Below are 22,003 nucleotides of genomic sequence, written 5' to 3' on the forward strand. Positions count from 1 at the left end.
CAATGAATTAGCAACAGCTTGATTAAAAGGCAAGTAATGCTTGGTTAACGTAAGCTATTAACGGCTTAGTCTCTTGTTAGTTGTTGATACTAGCTGAGTGTTTAACTAAGCTTTTTCGGCTAAAATACTCTAAAGAAACATTAAAGCTTAAGAATAAAAAACCAACAAAGAAACTTATACCACCAAAATCAAGATACCTAAAGTTACCATGTATTTCATATTGTTGATTAAAATCAGCACCTTTTAATGTTGGTACAAGAATATCAATGATCCATAAACCAAAGAAAATACTTGATAAAGCAAAAGCAACAAGCCATGCATATTTGCACATAAAGCTAAATGTAATATTTTCAATTTTATTCGACGTTTGTAATTCATTGGGAGTTAGATCAAAAACAGCCGCGAGTGCTTTAGTTGTTTCCAGCGATGCCGTGCCATTTTTTTCTACACGTTGAATAGTTCTGACACTTAAGCCACTAGCAGATGCTAATTCATCTTGGCTCCAACATTTAATCGCCCGTAGTTTTTGGATTTTATTTTTATTTAGTTTCACATCATTACTCATGATTTGACCTTACTCTATCGTTTAAAGTGAACGGCCATAATAGTTATAATTACCAGAGACGGTTCTGACAATATTAAGTCACTCTACTGACATTAACCTGACAGCTTTATGACAAGCTGCTGTCAGAAAGCCCATAGGCAACTAATATCAAAAAACAGCAATTAATCGCAGCTACTTGTTAGTCATTTTTTTACCGAGATTAGTACCAACCTTTACCTTTAGTCAGTTGTTGCAGGTATTGAAAAAACCTTTAATACTTTACGCTTGGTTTTATTGAATTGTTATGTGCTTGATTGCTAAACACATGCGTACTTAAAGCCAGTGAGTTTTTCGCTTTCCGTCCATAACCAATCTGATAATGAAGAACTCATAGCTTGTTTACTTGGTTTTTTCAGTTTGCAGTCTTTAAAGTAACCGCCAGTAGTATGAGTTTTAGTTGACAGAAAGATACCTGTTTCAGCACCTTTATCCGGTGTTCTTGCGACTAAACGCCTAAACATCGGGAAAATAAAGTTAAGCGAACTCGGAAAAGCTTGAGACAACATAGGTGTATCAACAATTCCTGGGTCAAAGCAATTGACAGACACCTGTGTATTATTAAGCAAACTGGCAAGTTGTTTAGTGAACAAAATTGAATACAGTTTACTGTTGCAATATGCTTGCTCTGCATTAAAGTTAGCCATTAATTGAATATCGTCTAAATCCACTCTCGCATCTTTGTGTCGAAATGATGCGGTATTGATTATATTTGCGCAACTTGAATTCTTAAGTAAGGGAAGCAGTTTCCCTGTCAGGATAAAAGGTGCCAATTGGTTCACCGCCAACGTTAGCTCAATATCATCTTGAGATGTTGGCTTATCGTCATTTGACCACACCCCAGCATTGTTGATAAGACAATCGACACGATTTGTCTTTGTTTTGATTTCTTCAACCGCCTTTTGTATTGAGGCGAAAGAGTCCAATTCACACTGAATAAAATGAACTGTATTTTTAAAAGGTCTAAAGCTAACTAAATTAGAAAATTTGGCTTGGTCACGACCGAGGACATAGAATATTGCGTTTTTTTCACTATCCAACCTATAGAGCCAATTTACTCCAAACCCTGAAGTACCTCCTGTAAAAACAATACTTTCCATATAATCTCCAAAATTACAAGTACGTGCCCATTCAGGGCATTTTAATAAGTTGGCTAAAATTTGTCAGGTACGAACAAAGCCAACTGTTGATTGTCCGTACTTTTTAACTTTTCTATTAATATCAAATTAATCAACTATCTACTAGCACTGTAGTGAATATTAATCCCAGCAGATAACAGGCCATTAAGTTATGTTGTAGCTCAATTTTTACATACCGAGTTAATAGCTCTTACTGGTGGTGCCTTGAGTCGCGATATTGTTTGGGTGACATGCCAACGATTTTTTTAAATAGCCGGGAAAAATAGTAGGGGTCATTATAACCTAGAGTTTCGGCAATACTTTTGATGGTTTGTTCACTGTTATCCAGTTGAAAGCACGCTTGTTGAATTTTTAAGTTAATAAAATGCTGAATGGGTGAAGTGTCGGTCAGTTCTTTAAATTTTTTTGCAAAATGAAATTTTGATAATTGGCTATAATGGGCCAGAACATCAAGATTAAGTTCTTGGTGTAAATTATTGCGCATTAAATTTTCGATCGCTTCCAGGTCAAAGTTAGTCGCCTTGTTAAATGCAGAAGTTCTTAGTTGCAGCGCTAAAAAACTCAGTGCTTGTTGCAGTAAATGTACCGCGTGGATGACATTGGTGGCGGTATATCCTCGGCTACCTAAATTTAGTAGGTAATCGAAATCAGCAATAATATTACTCTGTATCCCGACATGTGCTAGGCCATCGTCCATTTTCATTAATAAACGTTCAGCAAAATCATCGGCTAATTTTCCGGTAAAGTTTATCCAGTATACGCCATGCTTGCTTTTTCCTTGATAAGAAAACATCTGATGAGGGGGAATAAGCACAAGATCACCACGATTAATCGTTCTGACTTTGTTTTTATAGTGCAAATTGCCTTGGCCAAACTGGCAGTAAATCAAGCTATATTGCTCATCAGGTTGTTGGCTGATTTGGTAGTTGCCGCTCTGGGAGTATTTACCTAATGATATTGGATAAAGCCCTGACGTTAGTGTATGTTCTTTGAGTTTACGTAACAAAAATAACGGGATTATTAAGCGAATATCCTGCTTGTCGGTTAACTTGTTGTTTTCACTCATCAGTTAATTTATCGAATATAGGTTAATAATCACAATATAGTCCATCAATGAGCCAAGAAAATCAATTTTATCTCATGTTCCTATATGTTCTAATTAAGTTAATAATGACAATTTACCACTAATAACTGTGCTAACCGCTGTTTATTTGCGTTGTCAGTAAACAAAAATTCGAAAACTTGGTTGCTATAGTCAATAGTTGTTAGCAGGTTTGATACCCGACAATTGAAAGAGAGTCACAAATGAGTGCACAAAGATATCAGTTAAAAAATAAAATTCGCATTGTTACCGCAGCGTCATTGTTTGATGGGCATGATGCAGCAATTAATATTATGCGTCGCATCTTACAATCGAGCGGTGCTGAAGTGATTCATTTGGGCCATGACCGCAGTGTTGAAGAAGTGGTTAATACCGCAATCCAAGAAGATGCCAATGCCATTGCCATGACTTCTTATCAAGGCGGACACAACGAATATTTTAAGTATATGTATGACTTATTAAAAGAGCGTGGTTGTGAACATATTCGTATTGTTGGTGGTGGTGGTGGTGTTATTTTGCCGTCTGAAATTGAAATGTTGCATGACTATGGCATTACCCGCATTTACTCGCCGGATGATGGTCGTGAATTAGGCTTACAAGGCATGATCGATGACATGCTTGAACGTTGTGATTTTAAAACGGGTACCAATGTTAAAAAAGACGATGTTGCCAACTTAAAGAAAAATGACAAACAAGCGATAGCGAGGTTAGTGTCTGCGGCAGAGAATGCACCAGAAGAAAATAAAGCGGCATTAGATAAGATTCGTAAAATTGCCTCAACCAGTAAAACGCCAGTTCTAGGTATTACTGGTACAGGTGGAGCGGGTAAGTCTTCGTTAGTGGATGAACTCATTCGTCGCTTCTTAATGGCAACCCAAAACAGTAAAATAGCCATTGTTTCTGTTGATCCGTCTAAGCGTAAAACAGGTGGTGCGTTACTTGGCGACAGAATTCGGATGAATGCGGTTAATAACGATCGCGTTTATATGCGCTCGTTAGCGACTCGTCAGTCAAACCTGGCATTGTCGGTTTATGTTAATGACACGTTAGATATCTTAAAAGCGACTGATTTTGATTTGATTATTTTGGAAACATCGGGCATTGGTCAGTCTGATACTGAAATTGAAGAGCATTCAGATGTCTCACTTTATGTGATGACGCCGGAATACGGCGCAGCAACGCAATTAGAAAAAATCGATATGCTCGACTTCGCCGATATTATTGCGGTTAATAAATTTGATAAGCGTGGTGCACAAGATGCGTTACGTGATGTGAAAAAACAATACAAACGTAACCGTGGCATGTTTGAAGCGGGTGATGAGCAAGTACCGGTTTTTGGTACGATTGCTTCGCAGTTTAATGATAAAGGCATGACTGAATTATATAATGCCGTGATCACTGAGCTTAATAATAAAACCCAGCAAACCGTTGCCGAAATACTTTCTATCGAAGGTACTCAGGAAGATAAAGCCAGTGTTATTCCTGGTAAGCGTACTCGTTATTTATCTGAAATCGCCGAAAATAACCGAGGCTATGATGAATGGGTCGAGCAACAGGCTAAAGTTGCACAAAAGCTTTATGGTATTCAGCAAGCGATAGATACTGCATTAGAAAGTGGTGAAGATTCAGGTAAGCAACTCGCTGAAAATTTACAAGCCTTGTTTGAACAAACCGCGCTTGATTTAGATCCAAAAAACAAACTGATCATCGAACAATGGGCGGAAAAAGTAGAAAAATATAAGAATCCGCTATTTAAATTTCAGGTACGTAATAAAGAATTATCGATTGAAACGCATACTAAGTCGCTATCACAGCTCGATATTCCTAAAGTGTGTTTACCTAAATACCAAGGCTGGGGCGATATTTTAAGGTGGTCATTGCAAGAAAATGTTCCGGGAGAATTTCCATACACTGCTGGTTTGTTCCCATTTAAGCGTGAAGGGGAAGATCCAACGCGAATGTTTGCTGGCGAAGGTGGCCCAGAGCGTACTAACCGTCGTTTTCATTATGTCTCTAAAGGCATGCCAGCCAAGCGTTTATCAACCGCGTTTGATTCAGTAACCTTATACGGTAACGATCCACACTTGCGCCCAGATATTTACGGTAAAATTGGTAACGCTGGTGTTTCTATCTGTTGTTTAGATGATGCGAAAAAATTGTATTCAGGTTTTGATTTAGCACACCCTGCAACGTCAGTGTCTATGACCATTAATGGCCCGGCACCAATTTTACTCGGCTTTTTCTTAAATGCCGCTATTGATCAACAATGTGAGCGTTACATTACAGAGAACAGCTTAGAAAAAGAAGTTCAGGCGAAAATTACTAAAATTTATCAGGATAAGGGCTGCGAACGTCCTACCTATCAAGGTGAATTGCCTGAAGGTAATGATGGCTTAGGTTTGATGTTGCTAGGTGTTACTGGTGATCAAGTACTTCCGGCGGATGTCTATCAAGAGATAAAAGCAAAAACTTTAACTTTAGTACGCGGTACAGTACAAGCGGATATTTTAAAAGAAGATCAGGCGCAAAATACTTGTATTTTCTCGACCGAATTTGCGCTTAGACTAATGGGGGATGTACAAGAATACTTTATCGATAAAGGTGTACGTAACTTCTATTCTGTCTCTATTTCTGGTTACCACATTGCTGAAGCTGGGGCTAATCCAATCACCCAGTTAGCATTAACCTTGGCAAACGGCTTTACTTTCGTTGAATATTATTTAAGTCGCGGCATGGACATTAACGAGTTTGGTCCTAACTTATCGTTCTTCTTCTCAAATGGTATCGATCCTGAATATGCGGTTATTGGTCGTGTTGCTCGTCGTATTTGGTCAAAAGCGATGAAGAATAAATATGGTGCCAATGCCCGAGCGCAAATGCTGAAATATCATATCCAAACTTCTGGCCGTTCATTACATGCCCAGGAAATTGATTTTAATGATATTCGTACCACCTTGCAGGCACTATATGCGATTTATGATAACTGTAACTCATTGCATACCAATGCGTATGATGAAGCGATCACAACACCAACCGAAGACAGTGTGCGTCGTGCCATGGCAATTCAGTTGATTATTAACCGTGAATTAGGCTTAGCGAAAAATGAAAATCCAATCCAAGGTTCATTTATTATTGAAGAATTAACTGAGCTGGTTGAAGAAGCGGTGTTAACTGAGTTTGATCGTATTACGGAACGTGGTGGCGTATTAGGTGCGATGGAAACCATGTATCAGCGTAGCAAGATTCAGGAAGAAAGCCTGTACTACGAGAACTTAAAGCATACCGGGGAATACCCAATCATTGGTGTCAATACTTTCCTTAGTTCAAAAGGTTCACCAACAGTGATCCCGGCAGAAGTTATTCGTGCTACTGAAGAAGAGAAGAATTATCAAATTGAGATGTTAGCGAATTTGCATCAGGCAAATGCCAGCCAAGCGAGTGAACAAATTAAAGCATTACAAGCTGCGGCTCTTAGACATGAAAATGTTTTTGAGCACATGATGAATGCTTGTAAGGTCAGTTCGCTTGGTCAGATTGTTAATGCCTTATTTGAAGTTGGCGGACAATATCGCCGCAACATGTAAAGTAAAATGTTGTGCTGCTATTTATGCCTGATAGCAGCACTTGCTTCTGCGACTAAAGTCGCCTGGCCAGCTAAAGTTTTAATCATTACGCTGAGCTGACTTTTGGTAAAATTGAAGAGAATCAATATGAGTAAGCTAATCGAATTAACTGAGCCATTTAAAGCGTTTCGTATCCATCAAATTAAAGAGGGTGATAAAAAGCGTATCACCAGTGGCTTTGAGCAAATAACGCTAAATGATCTGACCGATGGTGAAGTAGTTATCAAAGTTGCTTATTCTGATATTAATTACAAAGATGCTTTAGCAGCCACTGGCAAAGGACGTATTTTAAGAACTTATCCCCTCGTTGGCGGTATCGATCTCTCTGGTGTTGTTGTCAGCTCATCCGATTCACGATTTAATGCGGGTGAAAAAGTATTAGTATGCGGCGCTCAGCTATCTGAACTTTATGACGGCGGCTACAGTGAGTTTGCCCGAGTTAAAGGCGATTCAGTGGTGCATTTACCTAAGGGGATTAGCTTACATGATGCTATGGCCATAGGTACGGCGGGTTATACCGCGGCGTTAGCTGTTCAGCGCATGGAAGATAATGGTCAAATTCCTGAACGTGGTCCAATTGTCGTCACCGGCGCAACTGGTGGTGTAGGTAGTTTTGCTATTAATATGCTCAGTAAGCTTGGTTATGAGGTCATTGCTTTTACTGGTAAGAATGAACAAGAGCAGTATCTAAAATCGCTGGGCGCGAGCCGACTTATAAATCGCCATGAAATTGAGATGGGTAATAAGCCACTAGAAAATGCTCAGTGGGGCGGCGCAGTGGATAATGTCGGTGGTGAAACTTTAGCTTGGCTCACTCGTACCACTAAGGTTTGGGGCAATATTGCTTCTGTTGGCTTAGCCGGAGGGATCTCGTTAGATACTACGGTAATGCCGTTTATTTTGCGCGGTGTTAGCGTATTGGGGATTAATTCGGTTGAAATGCCGTTATCGGTGCGTGAACGAGGTTGGCAACGTTTAGCCGATGATTTAAAACCAACTCAGTTAGCACTCATTGCACCAACCACAATTGCTTTTGATGATTTGCCGAACGCTTTTGATGCTTATATTGAAGGTAATATTACTGGCAGAACGGTAGTGGCAATTGATGTCAGTCTGGATAGTGAGTAATGTCGGACCAATCAATAGCTTCTGCCACCGCAGTAAATAATGCAGCTGTACTCTTTACTGAGCAGGTAACCGCTAATAATAAAATATTGGCGTTTGCCTGTCTTAACTCAGCTAAGACGTTAAATGCGTTAACTCTTGAGATGATAGAGTTGTTGCTTGAACAGTTATCTGACTGGTTGGTTCGTCCTGAAGTGGTCGCTATTGTTATACATGGCGCTGGCGACAAAGCATTTTGTGCTGGTGGTGATGTCGTTAGTATTTATCATGATATACAAGGGATCAGAAATAACGATACGCTAGCTTTACTGACTGAGTCTCAGGTGGATAACAGCCTAGCTAAACGCTTTTTTAGCGCAGAATATCAATTAGACTTATTGATCCACCAAGCAACTAAACCAATTATTAGCTTATTAAAAGGGTATACGCTAGGCGGCGGCGTTGGCTTAATGGCTGGCGCAAGTCATAGAGTCGCTTGTGATAATAGTTTACTTGCGATGCCCGAAATTTCGATAGGCCTTTATCCGGATGTTGGTGCAAGTTGGTTTTTTAATCAAATGCCTCAAGGGATAGCAAAGTTTTTAGCACTAACAGGTGTTTTTATTAATGCGCAAGATGGGCTTGATATTAAGCTGATCGATTATGCTATTGATAAAGAAGGGTTTGAGTTATTAGCTACGCAATTAACTGCCTTATCTTGGCAAGAACATGAGCAAGATAATCATCAGTTATTATCTGAGTTTTTTATTGAATTACAAAATATCTACCCGTACAAGGGGCAAGGGAATATTACTCAGCATTCAACTTTGTTTGAACAGCTAAGTGGTAGTGACAATCTTGCGTCTTGTTATCACGTGATTAATGAATACCCATCGCAAGATAAATGGCTGTTACAGGCAAGAAAGAAATTAACGGCTGGCAGCCCGCTTAGTGCTTTTGTGATTTTTGAGCAGCTTAAACGTTGCCGGGAGTTATCATTAGTGGATTGTTTCTCACAGGAATTAAAGTTGTCATTACGCTTTTGTCAGCACAGTGAGTTTGTTGAAGGGGTGCGAGCACTGCTAGTGGATAAAGATAACAAGCCAGATTGGCAATATAAAAAAATCAGTGAAGTGGAAAAATCACAAATAGCGTGGTTTTTTAGCTAAAATAGATAACAATTAATCGGCCCCAGAGTCGATATCAAAAATGAAATAGGATAACGCATGAACTTAACAGATAAAGCAATCGTCATTACTGGTGGTGGTCAAGGACTTGGTCGCGCGATGGCGGTTAACTTGGCCAAAGAAGGGGCAAAGCTTGCCTTAATTGACTTAAATGAAGAATCATTAAAAGAAACGGTTGCCTTAATTGAGCAAGCAGGATCATCTGCGAATTATTATTTAGCCAATGTTACGAATGAAGCTGAGGTTGAAGCGACGTTTGCAAAAATCAGTCAAGACTTTAACGGCATCGATGGATTAATCAATAATGCCGGTATTCTACGCGATGGCATGTTTGTTAAAGCAAAAGATGGTCAAGTGAGTAAAAAAATGTCACTTGAACAGTTCCAATCGGTGATCGACGTTAATCTAACCGGCGTGTTCTTATGTGGTCGTGAAGCGGCGGTGCATATGATTGAATCAGGTAAAAAAGGTGTCATTATTAATATGTCGTCAATTGCCCGTGGCGGTAATATGGGACAAACCAACTATGCTGCATCTAAAGCTGGCGTTGTGGCAATGACAGTAACTTGGGCCCGTGAACTTGGTCGACACGGTATTCGTGTTGGCGCTATCGCACCTGGCGTAATTCGTACCGCGATGACTGATGCGATGAAACCAGAAATGCGTGACCGTTTGGAAAAAATGAAACCGGTAGGACGTTTGGGCGAAGCAGATGAAATTGCCCATACTGTTAAATATATTATGGAAAATGAATTCTTCACTGGCCGAGTGGTGGAAATTGATGGCGGCCTTTGCATGTAATTACAACATGAAAGTTGGAAAAAGCGAGGTTTACTCGCTTTTTTCATTTATGCTAGCTAAAACGGTGATTTTAAGTAAATTATGAATAAAGCATTATTTTTAGATCGTGACGGTATTATTAATATTGATCATGGTTATGTCTATCAGCAAGAAACATTCGAGTTTGTTGATGGCATCTTCGAGCTTTGTGCTGACGCGATAGCAAAAGGTTATCTATTGATTGTTATTACCAATCAATCAGGGATTGGCCGTGGTAGGTATAGCGAGCAAGACTTTTTAGCATTAACACATTGGATGAAAAAGCAGTTTCGTGCCAAAAACTGTGTAATAACGGATGTTTATTTCTGTCCACATCATCCAACCAAAGGTAAAGGTGAATATTTACAAGCGTGCCAATGCCGTAAGCCTGAACCTGGGATGATACTTAAAGCAAGTAATGAACATAAAATCGATTTAAAGCAAAGTATCTTTATTGGCGATAAAATTTCAGATATGCAGGCGGCTCAGGCTGCAGGCATTCATAATCGTATTCTAGTCGCCAGTAAATATGATGATCACCAGCAGATTAAAGCACATAGAGTAAGTGAATTAGCGGATGCTAGAGCATTTATTGATTGATTTGTTTGTTATTTGAACGTTTAAACGATTATTTCAAAAAAAGTGAAATTAACTGTTGACGTGGTCGCAAAAATCCCTAAAATGCGCATCCACTTCTCAGGGACAGCCCAGAGGAGTGTTTTGATAAGTTTAGTTATCGAATTTGATAGGTAAACGGGTCAGATAAGTTAAGAAAAAGTGCTGCGGCGAAAAAGCTAAAGAAATTTTCAAAAACTTGTTGACATCAAAACTGAGTTGCGTAGAATGCGCATCTCGCTTCGGGCAAGGCTTCTAGCCAAATCGAAGTGTCGGAGTTAAACGAATGCGATTTAACTTCAGTTATCTCTTCTTTATATAGAAAAGATAACGTTCTTTAACAATTAGTTATCATGCAATTTGTGTGAGCACTCACATGAGATTGATTCGACAGCTACTTAGGTAGCAACAATAATCTCAGTGAAGATGTTCATACAAAACAATTATTACCTTCGGGTAGTAAGTAAGTTTTATTTGTACAGAATTCATTGAGTCGAGAGCTTGTCTCTCACAAACGATTTTTTAATTGAAGAGTTTGATCATGGCTCAGATTGAACGCTGGCGGCAGGCTTAACACATGCAAGTCGAGCGGAAACGAGAAGTACTTGTACTTCGGCGTCGAGCGGCGGACGGGTGAGTAATGCTTGGGAATATGCCTTAAGGTGGGGGACAACAGTTGGAAACGACTGCTAATACCGCATAATGTCTACGGACCAAAGAGGGGGACCTTCGGGCCTCTTGCCTTTAGATTAGCCCAAGTGAGATTAGCTAGATGGTGGGGTAATGGCCTACCATGGCGACGATCTCTAGCTGGTTTGAGAGGATGATCAGCCACACTGGGACTGAGACACGGCCCAGACTCCTACGGGAGGCAGCAGTGGGGAATATTGCACAATGGGGGAAACCCTGATGCAGCCATGCCGCGTGTGTGAAGAAGGCCTTCGGGTTGTAAAGCACTTTCAGTCGTGAGGAAAGGTGTAAGGTTAATACCTTTGCACTGTGACGTTAGCGACAGAAGAAGCACCGGCTAACTCCGTGCCAGCAGCCGCGGTAATACGGAGGGTGCGAGCGTTAATCGGAATTACTGGGCGTAAAGCGTGCGTAGGCGGTTAGTTAAGTCAGATGTGAAATCCCGGGGCTCAACCTCGGAACTGCATTTGAAACTGGCTAACTAGAGTATTGTAGAGGGTGGTGGAATTTCCAGTGTAGCGGTGAAATGCGTAGAGATTGGAAGGAACATCAGTGGCGAAGGCGGCCACCTGGACAAATACTGACGCTGAGGCACGAAAGCGTGGGGAGCAAACAGGATTAGATACCCTGGTAGTCCACGCCGTAAACGATGTCAACTAGCTGTCTGTGTTCTTGAAACGTGGGTAGCGTAGCTAACGCGCTAAGTTGACCGCCTGGGGAGTACGGCCGCAAGGTTAAAACTCAAATGAATTGACGGGGGCCCGCACAAGCGGTGGAGCATGTGGTTTAATTCGATGCAACGCGAAGAACCTTACCATCCCTTGACATCCAGCGAATTTTCTAGAGATAGATTAGTGCCTTCGGGAACGCTGAGACAGGTGCTGCATGGCTGTCGTCAGCTCGTGTTGTGAAATGTTGGGTTAAGTCCCGCAACGAGCGCAACCCCTATCCTTATTTGCCAGCGCGTAATGGCGGGAACTTTAAGGAGACTGCCGGTGATAAACCGGAGGAAGGTGGGGACGACGTCAAGTCATCATGGCCCTTACGGGATGGGCTACACACGTGCTACAATGGCGTATACAGAGTGCTGCAAGACCGCGAGGTGGAGCGAATCACTTAAAGTACGTCGTAGTCCGGATTGGAGTCTGCAACTCGACTCCATGAAGTCGGAATCGCTAGTAATCGCAAATCAGAATGTTGCGGTGAATACGTTCCCGGGCCTTGTACACACCGCCCGTCACACCATGGGAGTGGGATGCAAAAGAAGTAGTTAGTCTAACCTTCGGGAGGGCGATTACCACTTTGTGTTTCATGACTGGGGTGAAGTCGTAACAAGGTAACCCTAGGGGAACCTGGGGTTGGATCACCTCCTTATCTTGAACGAATTAACTTGTGTTGAGTGTTCACACACATTGTATGATAACGAAAGTAGAAGAAGTAACCCTTTACTAATTAAGTAAAAAGAGGGGCTATAGCTCAGCTGGGAGAGCGCCTGCCTTGCACGCAGGAGGTCAGCAGTTCGATCCTGCTTAGCTCCACCACTTATTTTTACCATTAGTATTGTAGCTCGAATAAAGAGCGCACCCCGCCACGTGTTATTAGCGGTGAGGTCGGCCTGTTTTTTTCAAGTCTGCCCAGACCTAGCATAGGTAAAGGTGAACTTTGACGATTAAAGGTCTGTAGCTCAGCTGGTTAGAGCGCACCCCTGATAAGGGTGAGGTCGGCAGTTCAAGTCTGCCCAGACCTACCACTTCTTCAAGGAACGAAAGGCCAAACTTAACGTATCATTTGATGATGATTTAAGTTTGGTTTTTTAAACCAAGTTTTTAGCCGAATGCGCGCTAATTACTACTTCTTTAACAATCTGGAAAGCTGATATATATCCCGATAAATGTTGGTGTCGCGCCAATATTTATCACCGATAATCCTTTCTCCTCGACCTATGTTGAGAAGAGAAGATTATCAACCGATAGTTGAAAAACTATCAAATTCTTATTCAAGATACTCTATTGAGTACGTGAAAATGTCAGGCTTTACAATTGTTGGGGTTTAGTCACCCTGGCGTACCAAACTATTTGGGGTTGTATGGTTAAGTGACTAAGCGTATGTGGTGGATGCCTTGGCAGTTAGAGGCGATGAAGGACGTGTTAATCTGCGATAAGCTGTGTTAAGCCGATAAAAGGCGTTATAGGCACAGATTTCCGAATGGGGAAACCCAGTTGCATAAGCAACTATTCTTTGGTGAATACATAGCCAAAGAAGGCGAACCGGGAGAACTGAAACATCTAAGTACCCCGAGGAAAAGAAATCAACCGAGATTTCCTTAGTAGCGGCGAGCGAACGGGAATTAGCCCTTAAGCGTGTGGGCGTTAGTGGAACAGTCTGGAAAGGCTGGCGATACAGGGTGATAGCCCCGTACACGAAAGCAAACACAACGTGAAAACGAGTAGGACGGAGCACGTGAAACTTTGTCTGAACATGGGGGGACCATCCTCCAAGGCTAAATACTCCTAACTGACCGATAGTGAACCAGTACCGTGAGGGAAAGGCGAAAAGAACCCCTGTGAGGGGAGTGAAATAGAACCTGAAACCGCATACGTACAAGCAGTGGAAGCCTTCGGGTGACTGCGTACCTTTTGTATAATGGGTCAGCGACTTATATTCTGTAGCAAGGTTAACCGATTAGGGGAGCCGTAGCGAAAGCGAGTGTTAACTGCGCGTTTAGTTGCAGGGTATAGACCCGAAACCCGGCGATCTACCCATGGGCAGGTTGAAGGTTGAGTAACATCAACTGGAGGACCGAACACACGTATGTTGAAAAATGCGGTGATGACCTGTGGGTCGGAGTGAAAGGCTAATCAAGCCGGGAGATAGCTGGTTCTCCCCGAAATCTATTTAGGTAGAGCCTCGCACGAATACCATTGGGGGTAGAGCACTGTTAAGGCTAGGGGGTCATCCCGACTTACCAACCCTTTGCAAACTCCGAATACCAATGAGTACTATGCGGGAGACACACTACGGGTGCTAACGTCCGTTGTGAAGAGGGAAACAACCCAGACCGCCAGCTAAGGTCCCAAAGTCATAGTTAAGTGGGAAACGATGTGGAAAGGCCCAGACAGCTAGGAGGTTGGCTTAGAAGCAGCCACCCTTTAAAGAAAGCGTAATAGCTCACTAGTCGAGTCGGTCTGCGCGGAAGATGTAACGGGGCTAAACTATGCACCGAAGCTGCGGATTTAATCTTAGGATTAAGTGGTAGGGGAGCGTTCTGTAAGCCGTTGAAGGTGAGTTGTAAAGCTTGCTGGAGGTATCAGAAGTGCGAATGCTGACATGAGTAACGATAAGGGGAGTGAAAAACTCCCCCGCCGAAAGACCAAGGTTTCCTGTCCCATGTTAATCAGGGCAGGGTAAGTCGGCCCCTAAGGCGAGGCGGAAACGCGTAGTCGATGGGAAACAGATTAATATTTCTGTACTTCTATATATTGCGAAGGAGGGACGGAGCAGGCTAGGCAGGCATGGCGTTGGTAGTCCATGTGAAAGTGTGTAGGTTGAGAACTTAGGCAAATCCGGGTTCTTAAGACTGAGACACGAGACGAGACTCTACGGAGTTGAAGCTGTTGATGCCATACTTCCAGGAAAAGCTTCTAAGCATCAGATATATAGGAACCGTACCCCAAACCGACACAGGTGGTTAGGTAGAGAATACTAAGGCGCTTGAGAGAACTCGGGTGAAGGAACTAGGCAAAATAGTACCGTAACTTCGGGAGAAGGTACGCTGTTGCTGGTGATGGGACTTGCTCCCTAAGCTGGTGACAGTCGAAGTAACCAGGTGGCTGGAACTGTTTATTAAAAACACAGCACTGTGCAAAATCGAAAGATGACGTATACGGTGTGACGCCTGCCCGGTGCCGGAAGGTTAATTGATTGGGTTAGCTCTGCGAAGCTCATGATCGAAGCCCCGGTAAACGGCGGCCGTAACTATAACGGTCCTAAGGTAGCGAAATTCCTTGTCGGGTAAGTTCCGACCTGCACGAATGGCGTAATCATGGCCACACTGTCTCCACCCGAGACTCAGTGAAATTGAAATTGCGGTTAAGATGCCGTATACCCGCGGCTAGACGGAAAGACCCCGTGAACCTTTACTATAGCTTGACAGTGAACATTGCTCCTACATGTGTAGGATAGGTGGGAGGCTTTGAAACCGCGTCGCTAGATGTGGTGGAGCCAACCTTGAAATACCACCCTTGTATGCGTGATGTTCTAACCTAGGGCCCTTATCGGGCTTGGGGACACTGTCTGGTGGGTAGTTTGACTGGGGCGGTCTCCTCCCAAAGAGTAACGGAGGAGCACGAAGGTTGGCTAAGTACGGTCGGACATCGTACGGTTAGTGCAATGGCATAAGCCAGCTTAACTGCGAGACAGACACGTCGAGCAGGTGCGAAAGCAGGTCATAGTGATCCGGTGGTTCTGTATGGAAGGGCCATCGCTCAACGGATAAAAGGTACTCCGGGGATAACAGGCTGATACCGCCCAAGAGTTCATATCGACGGCGGTGTTTGGCACCTCGATGTCGGCTCATCACATCCTGGGGCTGAAGTCGGTCCCAAGGGTATGGCTGTTCGCCATTTAAAGTGGTACGCGAGCTGGGTTTAGAACGTCGTGAGACAGTTCGGTCCCTATCTGCCGTGGGCGTTTGAGAATTGAAGAGGGCTGCTCCTAGTACGAGAGGACCGGAGTGGACGAACCACTGGTGTTCGGGTTGTCATGCCAATGGCATTGCCCGGTAGCTACGTTCGGAACTGATAACCGCTGAAAGCATCTAAGCGGGAAGCAGGCTTTGAGATGAGTTCTCACTGGAGCTTTAAGCTCCCTAAAGGGTCGTTGGAGACTACAACGTTGATAGGTCAGGTGTGTAAGGGTTGTGAGGCCTTGAGCTAACTGATACTAATTGCCCGTGAGGCTTAACCATACAACACCCAAGTGGTTTGATTGTATGAAGACTGACACAAAGCATCACGTACTCAGAATTGAATAAGAAGATTGAAACAGCTTTCCAAGATTGGTTAATTGAGCGTGAGCTTGATTAACGCCAGTTTATGTCTAGCGACAATAGCGTTGTGGCACCACCTGATCCCATGCCGAACTCAGAAGTGAAACGCAACTGCGCCGATGGTAGTGTGGGAGTTCCCATGTGAGAGTAGGTCATCGCTAGACTTCTATTTAGGTCGTTCCTTGCCATCCATGGCAGCTCGACATTAGTACATCCTGTACGTCAAAAGCCCGATACGAAAGTGTCGGGCTTTTTACTTTCTGGCGTTTAAGCACTCATGTGCGTAAAAGTTCTTTAAAATTTATTAACATTCTTAACTAGTCATCGGTAAGGTAGTCATTTTTATCTGTTAGCTTTTGGAATGTTTGATTAAATAGTGCAAGTTTGTCTTTATGTCGTGCATGAATGTAATGGTAAAGATCAAATTGATAAAGTGGGGTTGGGTGGATAAATTTATTACTGAGCCGACCATCGATCACTAACTGGTTAATATCTGGCATGGCAAGCACTAATACATCTACAAGATCATTTTCGAGTAGTCTTACGCTCTGCTCTACCTTATTTTCATAACGAACATTTTGATATTCAAAGACTAATTCGGCAGCCATCATGCCCCTGATGCTGCCTACTCGTAAGCCTTTTAAGTCAGCTATCTTTTCTAAGTGCTTATTTCCTTTTTGGGTGATAGCATGAAAAGCGAGGTGATGTATTGCTGGCTCAACTCTAAGTAAGTTTTTGTATCGTCGTTCAATAAGACTGATCCGGCATAATTCAGCGTCAGCTTTACCTGAGTTCGCCATATAGAGGCTTCTTCTTCCAGGATATTCTTTCAGTGTAAAATTAATGCTTAACAATTGGTAAGCTTTGGTGATTTTATCAACGCAAGGTTTTAACGCTGAAGAGTCTTTATGTCTGGTGATTAGAAAATTTTGCGGATCGGCTAAAACAGACGGGCTAGTAATTAACAACCCAGCGATGACTAGCAAATGTTTCATTGGCGTAGACCTCTGTTTTAGCTTGGTGTGGAAGTTCAATCGCATTAGATTCATGGTCGTTAAGGTTTATATAACCCCATAGTGATTTTAAGCTTATCAAATTGTTTGAGTTCATCTAATACTTCAACCACTTTTTGATAGTTGGTATTTTCATGTGGTCTGAAAATAATGTTTTTGGCTGGGTGATTTGCGAGAAAATATTCAACTCTTGCTGGTAGCCGTTCGATATCAACGGGTTTGGTATTAAAGTAAATAATATTATTTTCATCGATATGGATCATGATGTTATCGGATTTAGCTTTACTGGCTTTACTTGATTCTGATTTTTTTACCAGAAAGCCGCTCTCTTTAACAAAAGAAGTGGTGACGATAAAAAATATTAATAAGATGAAGACGATATCAAGCATAGGCGTCATATCAACACCTGCATCTTTTTCAACTATATGTGGCTGCTTTCGTCTTCTCATCGTTATAATAATATAAATTATTGTTAAGTTTAGTTATTTACATGATCTAATATAAGTAATGGTCAAAAAACGAACAAAATCAACTTTTAACTTGTTTTTCTAGATAGATCGAGTGTTTATGACCCACTTTCGTAAAGAAATTGATATTTGATAGGCGAAAGCGTCATAACTTGATAAAATTTAACGATATAACAAAATCGTGTGTTTTTTATGGCAATTAACTGGTTTCCTGGGCATATGCATAAAGCCCAAAAAGAAATAAAAGAAATTCTCCCGCAAATCGATGTGGTGATTGAAGTATGCGATGCTCGTCTGCCTTTTAGTAGCGAAAACCCGATGATCACTGAGATCAGAGGAGATAAACCGTTAATTAAAATTCTTAATAAAAGTGACTTGGCTGATGCAGAACAAACTAAGGTTTGGTTAGATTATTTACAAGCTCAGCAAAATGTTAAAGCGATTGCGCTCACTACAGAAAATCCAAGTATTGCTAAAACTATTCCGGCCCTTATTCGACAGTTAGTTCCTAATAAAGATGAAACAGGTAAACAAATTAATGCTGTGATCATGGGAATACCCAATGTTGGTAAGTCGACGCTATTAAATACCTTAGTCGGTAAGGCAAAAGCTAAAGTAGGTAATGAGCCTGCGGTAACCAAAGGTCAGCAAAGGATCCGTTTAGAAGATGGCTTATATTTATATGACACGCCGGGGATGTTGTGGCCTAAGATTGTTAATGAAAATAGCGGCTACCGCTTGGCTATTACCAGCGCGGTAAAGGATACTGCTTATGACCATGATGATATCGCCTGTTTTGCCGCTGAATATCTCTTAGAACATTATCCAATGCGTTTGCAACAGCGCTATGATTTAGTTGATATGCCGGAGCGAGAAGTAGAACTAATCGAAGACATTGGTCGCCGCAGAAGTTGTGTAAAAAGCGGTGGGCAGGTTGATTTTCATAAGGCTTCTGCCATTTTAATTAATGAGATCCGGGATAAAACACTTGGTGGTTTGACGTTTGAAACGCCAAGTATGATTGAGCAGGAACAAGTCTATTTTGCTGAGTTAGAAGCGAAAAAAATAGCGGAGCGTGAAGCTAAAAAACAAGCACGTGGCCGTGGTCGAAAAAATAAACCGAAGAAGGGACGATAATGAGTACGTCATTTACGTTACATCAATTACTACAACGGGATTGTATTGAGCTACTGGACTTTCCGTTATCTAAATTATTGCTAATGAATGATAACCAGTATCCTTGGTTTGTCTTAGTGCCTAAGGTAGAAGGTATTAAGGATACCTACCAGCTAGATTGGTCAGAGCAGCAACAGTTGTTAAATGAATCTAGTATGCTTAGTGAAGTATTAATGCAGCTGTTTAATGGTGATAAAATGAATGTTGCGGCATTAGGCAATGTTTGTCCGCAATTGCATATTCATCATATTGTTCGTTTTAGTAATGATAAGGCTTGGCCTAAGCCCATTTGGGGAGAATATCCAATGCAGCCTTATAGTGACGCGGAGTTAGCAGTATTAAAGGAAAAATTAATGCCTGCGCTAAAAACAGTTTTAGCGCAGTTATAATTTACAAGCTTAGGTAAAATTAAGCGACTTGTTGGGCACTATCTTCAATCGCATCTAACGACTGTTTTAGATCAGCGATTAAGTCGCTAACATTTTCAAGGCCCGCTGAAATACGGATCAGACTGTCACTGATCCCGGCAGCTCGGCGTTCTTCATCACTATAAGGTGAATGCGTCATCGAAGCGGGATGCTGAATTAAGGACTCTGCATCACCTAAACTGACGGCAATTGAAAATAGCTTCATTCGGTTGATAAAGTCTGCACCGCCTTGTAAGTCGGTATGTAATTCAAACGCAATAACCCCTCCAGCAGCTTTCATTTGTTTACCAATATATTGATAACCGCTATGAGATTTCAGGCCAGGATAGTAAACTTTAGCCACTTTCGGGTGTGACTCTAAAAATTCTGCAACAAGTTGAGCATTTTGGCAGTGACGTTCAACCCGCAAATGCAATGTTTTTAATCCGCGTAAAATCAACCAAGCATCATGTGGACTCATCGTGCCGCCGATGTCCTTAAGTGCGGTAAGTTTAATATGCTCAATCATCTCTTTACTGCCGCAAATAATACCGGCAACGACATCACCATGGCCGTTTAAATATTTAGTGGCACTGTGAATGATAATGTCTGCCCCCATTTTGGCTGGTTGCTGCAATACTGGTGTCATAAAGGTATTATCGACAATTGAAATAAGCTGGTGTTGCTGAGTGATGGCTAAGATTTTTTCTAGATCCAGCACTTCTAAATTTGGGTTGATAGGACTTTCTAAAAATACTACTTTGGTATTTTCTTTAATTGCTTTAGTAATATTTTCAGGCTCTGACATATCAACAAAGCTCACTTCAATGCCAAATTTAGTCAGCATATGGCTAATAAGAGCAAATGAGCAACCATAAATGGCTTTGGATGAAATAACATGATCGCCAGCCGCTAAGTTGGCGAGTAATGCACCGGAAACTGCTGCCATGCCAGTTGCGGTTGCAGCACCATCTTCCATACCTTCCATTGCGGCGACACGCATTTCAAGTTGACGAGTAGTAGGGTTGCCAAGGCGGGTATAGATGAAGCCCTCTGCTTCTCCTGCAAAGCGCTGTGCGCCTTGCTCAGCACTATCAAAAATAAAAGTGGATGTTTGATATAATGGAGTGGCTAATGAGCCAAACTGCTCATCATTGATCCGACCTGAATGAATCGCCTGGGTTTCAATAAACTTACTCTCTGCCATTCTGTTCTCTCTTTATTCAATATAGTTATTATCATCGTTATTGTTCTTCTATAGCAATATTTACTCCAATTATATTTATTCCTTTAATTTCAATTGTTTATGTGATTTTTTGGCGTTTTATTTGTTAGTGGTTGTCATAAAAATATTACATGATTTTTTTAAGTAAAATATAAAGCAAATAAATGTAAATTAACTTATTGTAAATTATAGTAAAAATGTGATGTAATGTAATTATTACGATGTAACTTTTTTGGTACAAAAGGGCAGGCATGAAAATAAAGGTAGAATCTACTGATCGTATCGGTATCAGTCAGGAAATTTTGGCAATCTTTGCTTCTAAGTCTTGGAACTTAAAAAGTATTGAAGTTGAGGCTCATTTTACTTTTGTCCATATAGAAAGAGTTCATGTATCTTTAGCTGAAGTTGAGCAGTCACTCCGCCATATCGATGGTTTTTTAGGTTGTGAAGAAATTGTACAGATGCCAGCTGAACAGCGGGAAAATCATCTCCATACGTTATTAAACCGTATTCCAGATCCTATTTTAGATATAGATGAGCAAGGGATCATTCTCGCAAGTAATTCTGCTGCTGATAGTTTGCTACAAAATGACAAACAATCATTAGTGGATCAGCCGATTACTCATTATATTGATGTACCCTTATCGCAATTGCTTCAGCTAAATGAAATTAGCTTGTCGGTTAACTTTATTCATCAACCATTTATTGCGGATATTAATCCGGTGGTTTCTGAGCAGAAAATTTCAGGAGCTGTGGTTAGTTTACGTTCAATGCATAAAGTCGGTCGTCAGTTGAGTTTGATGCAATCTTCTCCACATGATGCTTTGCAATCAATTATTGGACACTCAAAAAAAATTAAGCTGGTATTGTCACAAGTGCAACGTTTTGCTGAGTTAGACTTACCGGTATTGATTTGTGGTGATACCGGTACAGGTAAAGAATTAATCGCGCGAGCTTTACATCAGTTAAGCGAACGTAAGGAAGCCCCATTCTTAACTATTAACTGTGCGGCGTTACCTGAACACTTGCTCGAGAGTGAATTATTTGGCTACGAGAGTGGCGCATTTACCGGAGCAAGCAAAGGTGGTAAACCTGGTTTATTTGAATTGGCGCAGGGGGGCAGTGTATTTCTCGATGAAATAGCCGAAATGTCGCCGTATTTACAGGCTAAACTGTTGCGCTTTTTGCAAGATTTTAAATATCGTAAAGTTGGTGGTACAAAAGAGTTTACCGCAGATGTCAAAATTATCAGTGCCAGTCATCAGCACTTTAACGAATTGATTGAACAACAAAAATTTCGTGAAGATCTTTATTATCGGCTAAATGTTTTAAGATTGGAGCTACCCGCATTAAAAGATAGAGCCGAGGATATCACTTTGCTGGTCGAGCATTTTGTTCTTAATGCGGCCAGACAGTTTAAACTGACACCACCGTCCGTTAGCCATGAGGCGATGACGATACTAACTACTTTTCACTGGCCTGGTAATATTCGTCAGTTAGAAAATGTTATTTTTCGCTTAATAGCGTTAAATGAAGGCAGTAAAATTTCTGCGGCTCAGGTGCAAACCGTATTATTTGATAGTAATGATCCCGGTTTATTAACGACGATGAATGAGCAGGAGATTGAAGATTGGGCCAGTGCTCAGGCAAACTTTGAGCGTCGTTTACTTGAGCAGTTATATCCCTATTACCCAACCACCAGAAAGTTAGCTGAGCGACTAAAGGTGTCGCATAACAAAATTGCAATGAAACTCAGGGCGTATGGTATTAAGTGATAACATCATACGC

14 protein-coding genes, 2 tRNA genes and 3 rRNA genes are annotated in these 22,003 nt (G+C 41.6%); 13 read left to right on the forward strand and 6 right to left on the reverse strand.

Translation table 11 applies throughout. The features are described from left to right. Nucleotides 1–76: 76 nt before the first annotated feature. From QQK06_RS16140 to QQK06_RS16150, 3 genes are all read right to left on the reverse strand, one after another. Entirely contained in the window at nt 77–565 is a 489-nt protein-coding gene (locus tag QQK06_RS16140) for a helix-turn-helix domain-containing protein (protein ID WP_284245816.1), read from the reverse strand. A 296-nt stretch (nt 566–861) separates the two neighbouring features. After that, complete coding sequence (locus QQK06_RS16145) at nt 862–1,701, reverse strand: SDR family NAD(P)-dependent oxidoreductase (protein WP_284245817.1); 840 nt, start codon at nt 1,699–1,701, stop codon at nt 862–864. A gap of 229 nt (nt 1,702–1,930) precedes the next feature. After that, nucleotides 1,931–2,806 (reverse strand): AraC family transcriptional regulator, encoded by an 876-nt coding sequence (locus QQK06_RS16150; RefSeq protein ID WP_284245818.1) that lies wholly within the window; start codon nt 2,804–2,806, stop codon nt 1,931–1,933. 239 nt (nt 2,807–3,045) lie between these two features. On the opposite strand from QQK06_RS16150, the gene QQK06_RS16155 reads away from it, so the two are divergent. From QQK06_RS16155 to rrf, 10 genes are all read left to right on the forward strand, one after another. Next, nucleotides 3,046–6,426: a methylmalonyl-CoA mutase family protein gene (locus QQK06_RS16155; protein WP_284245819.1), complete on the forward strand. Its 3,381-nt coding sequence runs from the start codon at nt 3,046–3,048 to the stop codon at nt 6,424–6,426. Nucleotides 6,427–6,552: 126 nt separating this feature from the next. Further along, entirely contained in the window at nt 6,553–7,593 is a 1,041-nt protein-coding gene (locus QQK06_RS16160; RefSeq protein WP_284245820.1) for an oxidoreductase, read from the forward strand. Continuing rightward, nucleotides 7,593–8,738 carry an enoyl-CoA hydratase/isomerase family protein gene (locus QQK06_RS16165; RefSeq protein WP_284245822.1) on the forward strand — a complete coding sequence of 382 codons (1,146 nt, stop codon included), beginning with the start codon at nt 7,593–7,595 and terminating at the stop codon, nt 8,736–8,738. The genes QQK06_RS16160 and QQK06_RS16165 overlap by 1 nt, the downstream gene beginning before the upstream one ends. A 57-nt stretch (nt 8,739–8,795) precedes the next feature. Next, nucleotides 8,796–9,557, forward strand: coding sequence for an SDR family oxidoreductase (locus tag QQK06_RS16170; RefSeq protein WP_284245823.1), 762 nt, complete (start codon nt 8,796–8,798; stop codon nt 9,555–9,557). A gap of 81 nt (nt 9,558–9,638) precedes the next feature. Beyond that, nucleotides 9,639–10,175, forward strand: coding sequence for a D-glycero-beta-D-manno-heptose 1,7-bisphosphate 7-phosphatase (gmhB, locus tag QQK06_RS16175; protein WP_284245824.1), 537 nt, complete (start codon nt 9,639–9,641; stop codon nt 10,173–10,175). 538 nt (nt 10,176–10,713) lie between these two features. Then, nucleotides 10,714–12,254 (forward strand): 16S ribosomal RNA (locus tag QQK06_RS16180). A 91-nt stretch (nt 12,255–12,345) separates the two neighbouring features. Beyond that, nucleotides 12,346–12,421, forward strand: a tRNA-Ala gene (locus tag QQK06_RS16185). A gap of 132 nt (nt 12,422–12,553) precedes the next feature. Then, nucleotides 12,554–12,630 (forward strand) — tRNA-Ile (locus QQK06_RS16190). Between the two features lie 337 nt (nt 12,631–12,967). Beyond that, nucleotides 12,968–15,846: ribosomal RNA gene (locus QQK06_RS16195) — 23S ribosomal RNA — on the forward strand. A gap of 130 nt (nt 15,847–15,976) precedes the next feature. Then, nucleotides 15,977–16,091 (forward strand): 5S ribosomal RNA (gene rrf, locus QQK06_RS16200). Together the 16S, 23S and 5S rRNA genes with 2 tRNA genes alongside form the textbook arrangement of a ribosomal RNA operon. Before the next feature lie 153 nt (nt 16,092–16,244). Here rrf and QQK06_RS16205 read toward each other — a convergent pair. Together QQK06_RS16205 and QQK06_RS16210 are read right to left on the reverse strand one after the other, a co-directional pair. Further along, a complete protein-coding gene (locus QQK06_RS16205; RefSeq protein WP_284245825.1) occupies nt 16,245–16,922 on the reverse strand; it encodes a type 2 periplasmic-binding domain-containing protein in 678 nt (225 codons plus the stop codon). A gap of 59 nt (nt 16,923–16,981) precedes the next feature. Continuing rightward, nucleotides 16,982–17,389: an ExbD/TolR family protein gene (locus tag QQK06_RS16210; protein ID WP_284245826.1), complete on the reverse strand. Its 408-nt coding sequence runs from the start codon at nt 17,387–17,389 to the stop codon at nt 16,982–16,984. A gap of 210 nt (nt 17,390–17,599) precedes the next feature. Here QQK06_RS16210 and ylqF point away from each other — a divergent pair, with 210 nt between their 5' ends. After that, on the forward strand, nt 17,600–18,544 hold the full coding sequence (gene ylqF / locus QQK06_RS16215) for a ribosome biogenesis GTPase YlqF (protein WP_284245827.1): 945 nt from the start codon (nt 17,600–17,602) through the stop codon (nt 18,542–18,544). Continuing rightward, the gene (locus tag QQK06_RS16220) at nt 18,544–18,972 is read left to right on the forward strand and encodes an HIT domain-containing protein (RefSeq protein ID WP_284245828.1); all 429 of its coding nucleotides are present in this window, start codon (nt 18,544–18,546) and stop codon (nt 18,970–18,972) included. Before ylqF ends, QQK06_RS16220 begins: the two co-directional genes overlap by 1 nt. A 19-nt stretch (nt 18,973–18,991) precedes the next feature. Here the strand turns inward: QQK06_RS16220 and megL are convergent, their stop codons facing one another. Next, nucleotides 18,992–20,197, reverse strand: a complete 1,206-nt coding sequence (gene megL, locus QQK06_RS16225) for a methionine gamma-lyase (RefSeq protein ID WP_284245829.1) — start codon at nt 20,195–20,197, stop codon at nt 18,992–18,994. A 269-nt stretch (nt 20,198–20,466) separates the two neighbouring features. Here megL and QQK06_RS16230 point away from each other — a divergent pair, with 269 nt between their 5' ends. After that, nucleotides 20,467–21,990, forward strand: a complete 1,524-nt coding sequence (locus QQK06_RS16230) for a sigma 54-interacting transcriptional regulator (RefSeq protein WP_284245830.1) — start codon at nt 20,467–20,469, stop codon at nt 21,988–21,990. Nucleotides 21,991–22,003 lie beyond the last annotated feature (13 nt).

Origin of the sequence: Thalassotalea insulae (assembly GCF_030161395.1) — a bacterium.
Taxonomy (GTDB): Bacteria; Pseudomonadota; Gammaproteobacteria; order Enterobacterales; family Alteromonadaceae; genus Thalassotalea_E; species Thalassotalea_E insulae.

Coding starts and splice junctions, on each gene's coding strand:
- ylqF (WP_284245827.1), top strand. CDS start 17,600: ATGGCAATTAACTGGTTTCCTGGGCATATGCATAAAGCCCAAAAAGAA.
- megL (WP_284245829.1), bottom strand. CDS start 20,197: ATGGCAGAGAGTAAGTTTATTGAAACCCAGGCGATTCATTCAGGTCGG.
- QQK06_RS16160 (WP_284245820.1), top strand. CDS start 6,553: ATGAGTAAGCTAATCGAATTAACTGAGCCATTTAAAGCGTTTCGTATC.
- QQK06_RS16210 (WP_284245826.1), bottom strand. CDS start 17,389: ATGAGAAGACGAAAGCAGCCACATATAGTTGAAAAAGATGCAGGTGTT.
- QQK06_RS16170 (WP_284245823.1), top strand. CDS start 8,796: ATGAACTTAACAGATAAAGCAATCGTCATTACTGGTGGTGGTCAAGGA.
- gmhB (WP_284245824.1), top strand. CDS start 9,639: ATGAATAAAGCATTATTTTTAGATCGTGACGGTATTATTAATATTGAT.
- QQK06_RS16165 (WP_284245822.1), top strand. CDS start 7,593: ATGTCGGACCAATCAATAGCTTCTGCCACCGCAGTAAATAATGCAGCT.
- QQK06_RS16140 (WP_284245816.1), bottom strand. CDS start 565: ATGAGTAATGATGTGAAACTAAATAAAAATAAAATCCAAAAACTACGG.
- QQK06_RS16150 (WP_284245818.1), bottom strand. CDS start 2,806: ATGAGTGAAAACAACAAGTTAACCGACAAGCAGGATATTCGCTTAATA.
- QQK06_RS16145 (WP_284245817.1), bottom strand. CDS start 1,701: ATGGAAAGTATTGTTTTTACAGGAGGTACTTCAGGGTTTGGAGTAAAT.
- QQK06_RS16205 (WP_284245825.1), bottom strand. CDS start 16,922: ATGAAACATTTGCTAGTCATCGCTGGGTTGTTAATTACTAGCCCGTCT.
- QQK06_RS16220 (WP_284245828.1), top strand. CDS start 18,544: ATGAGTACGTCATTTACGTTACATCAATTACTACAACGGGATTGTATT.
- QQK06_RS16230 (WP_284245830.1), top strand. CDS start 20,467: ATGAAAATAAAGGTAGAATCTACTGATCGTATCGGTATCAGTCAGGAA.
- QQK06_RS16155 (WP_284245819.1), top strand. CDS start 3,046: ATGAGTGCACAAAGATATCAGTTAAAAAATAAAATTCGCATTGTTACC.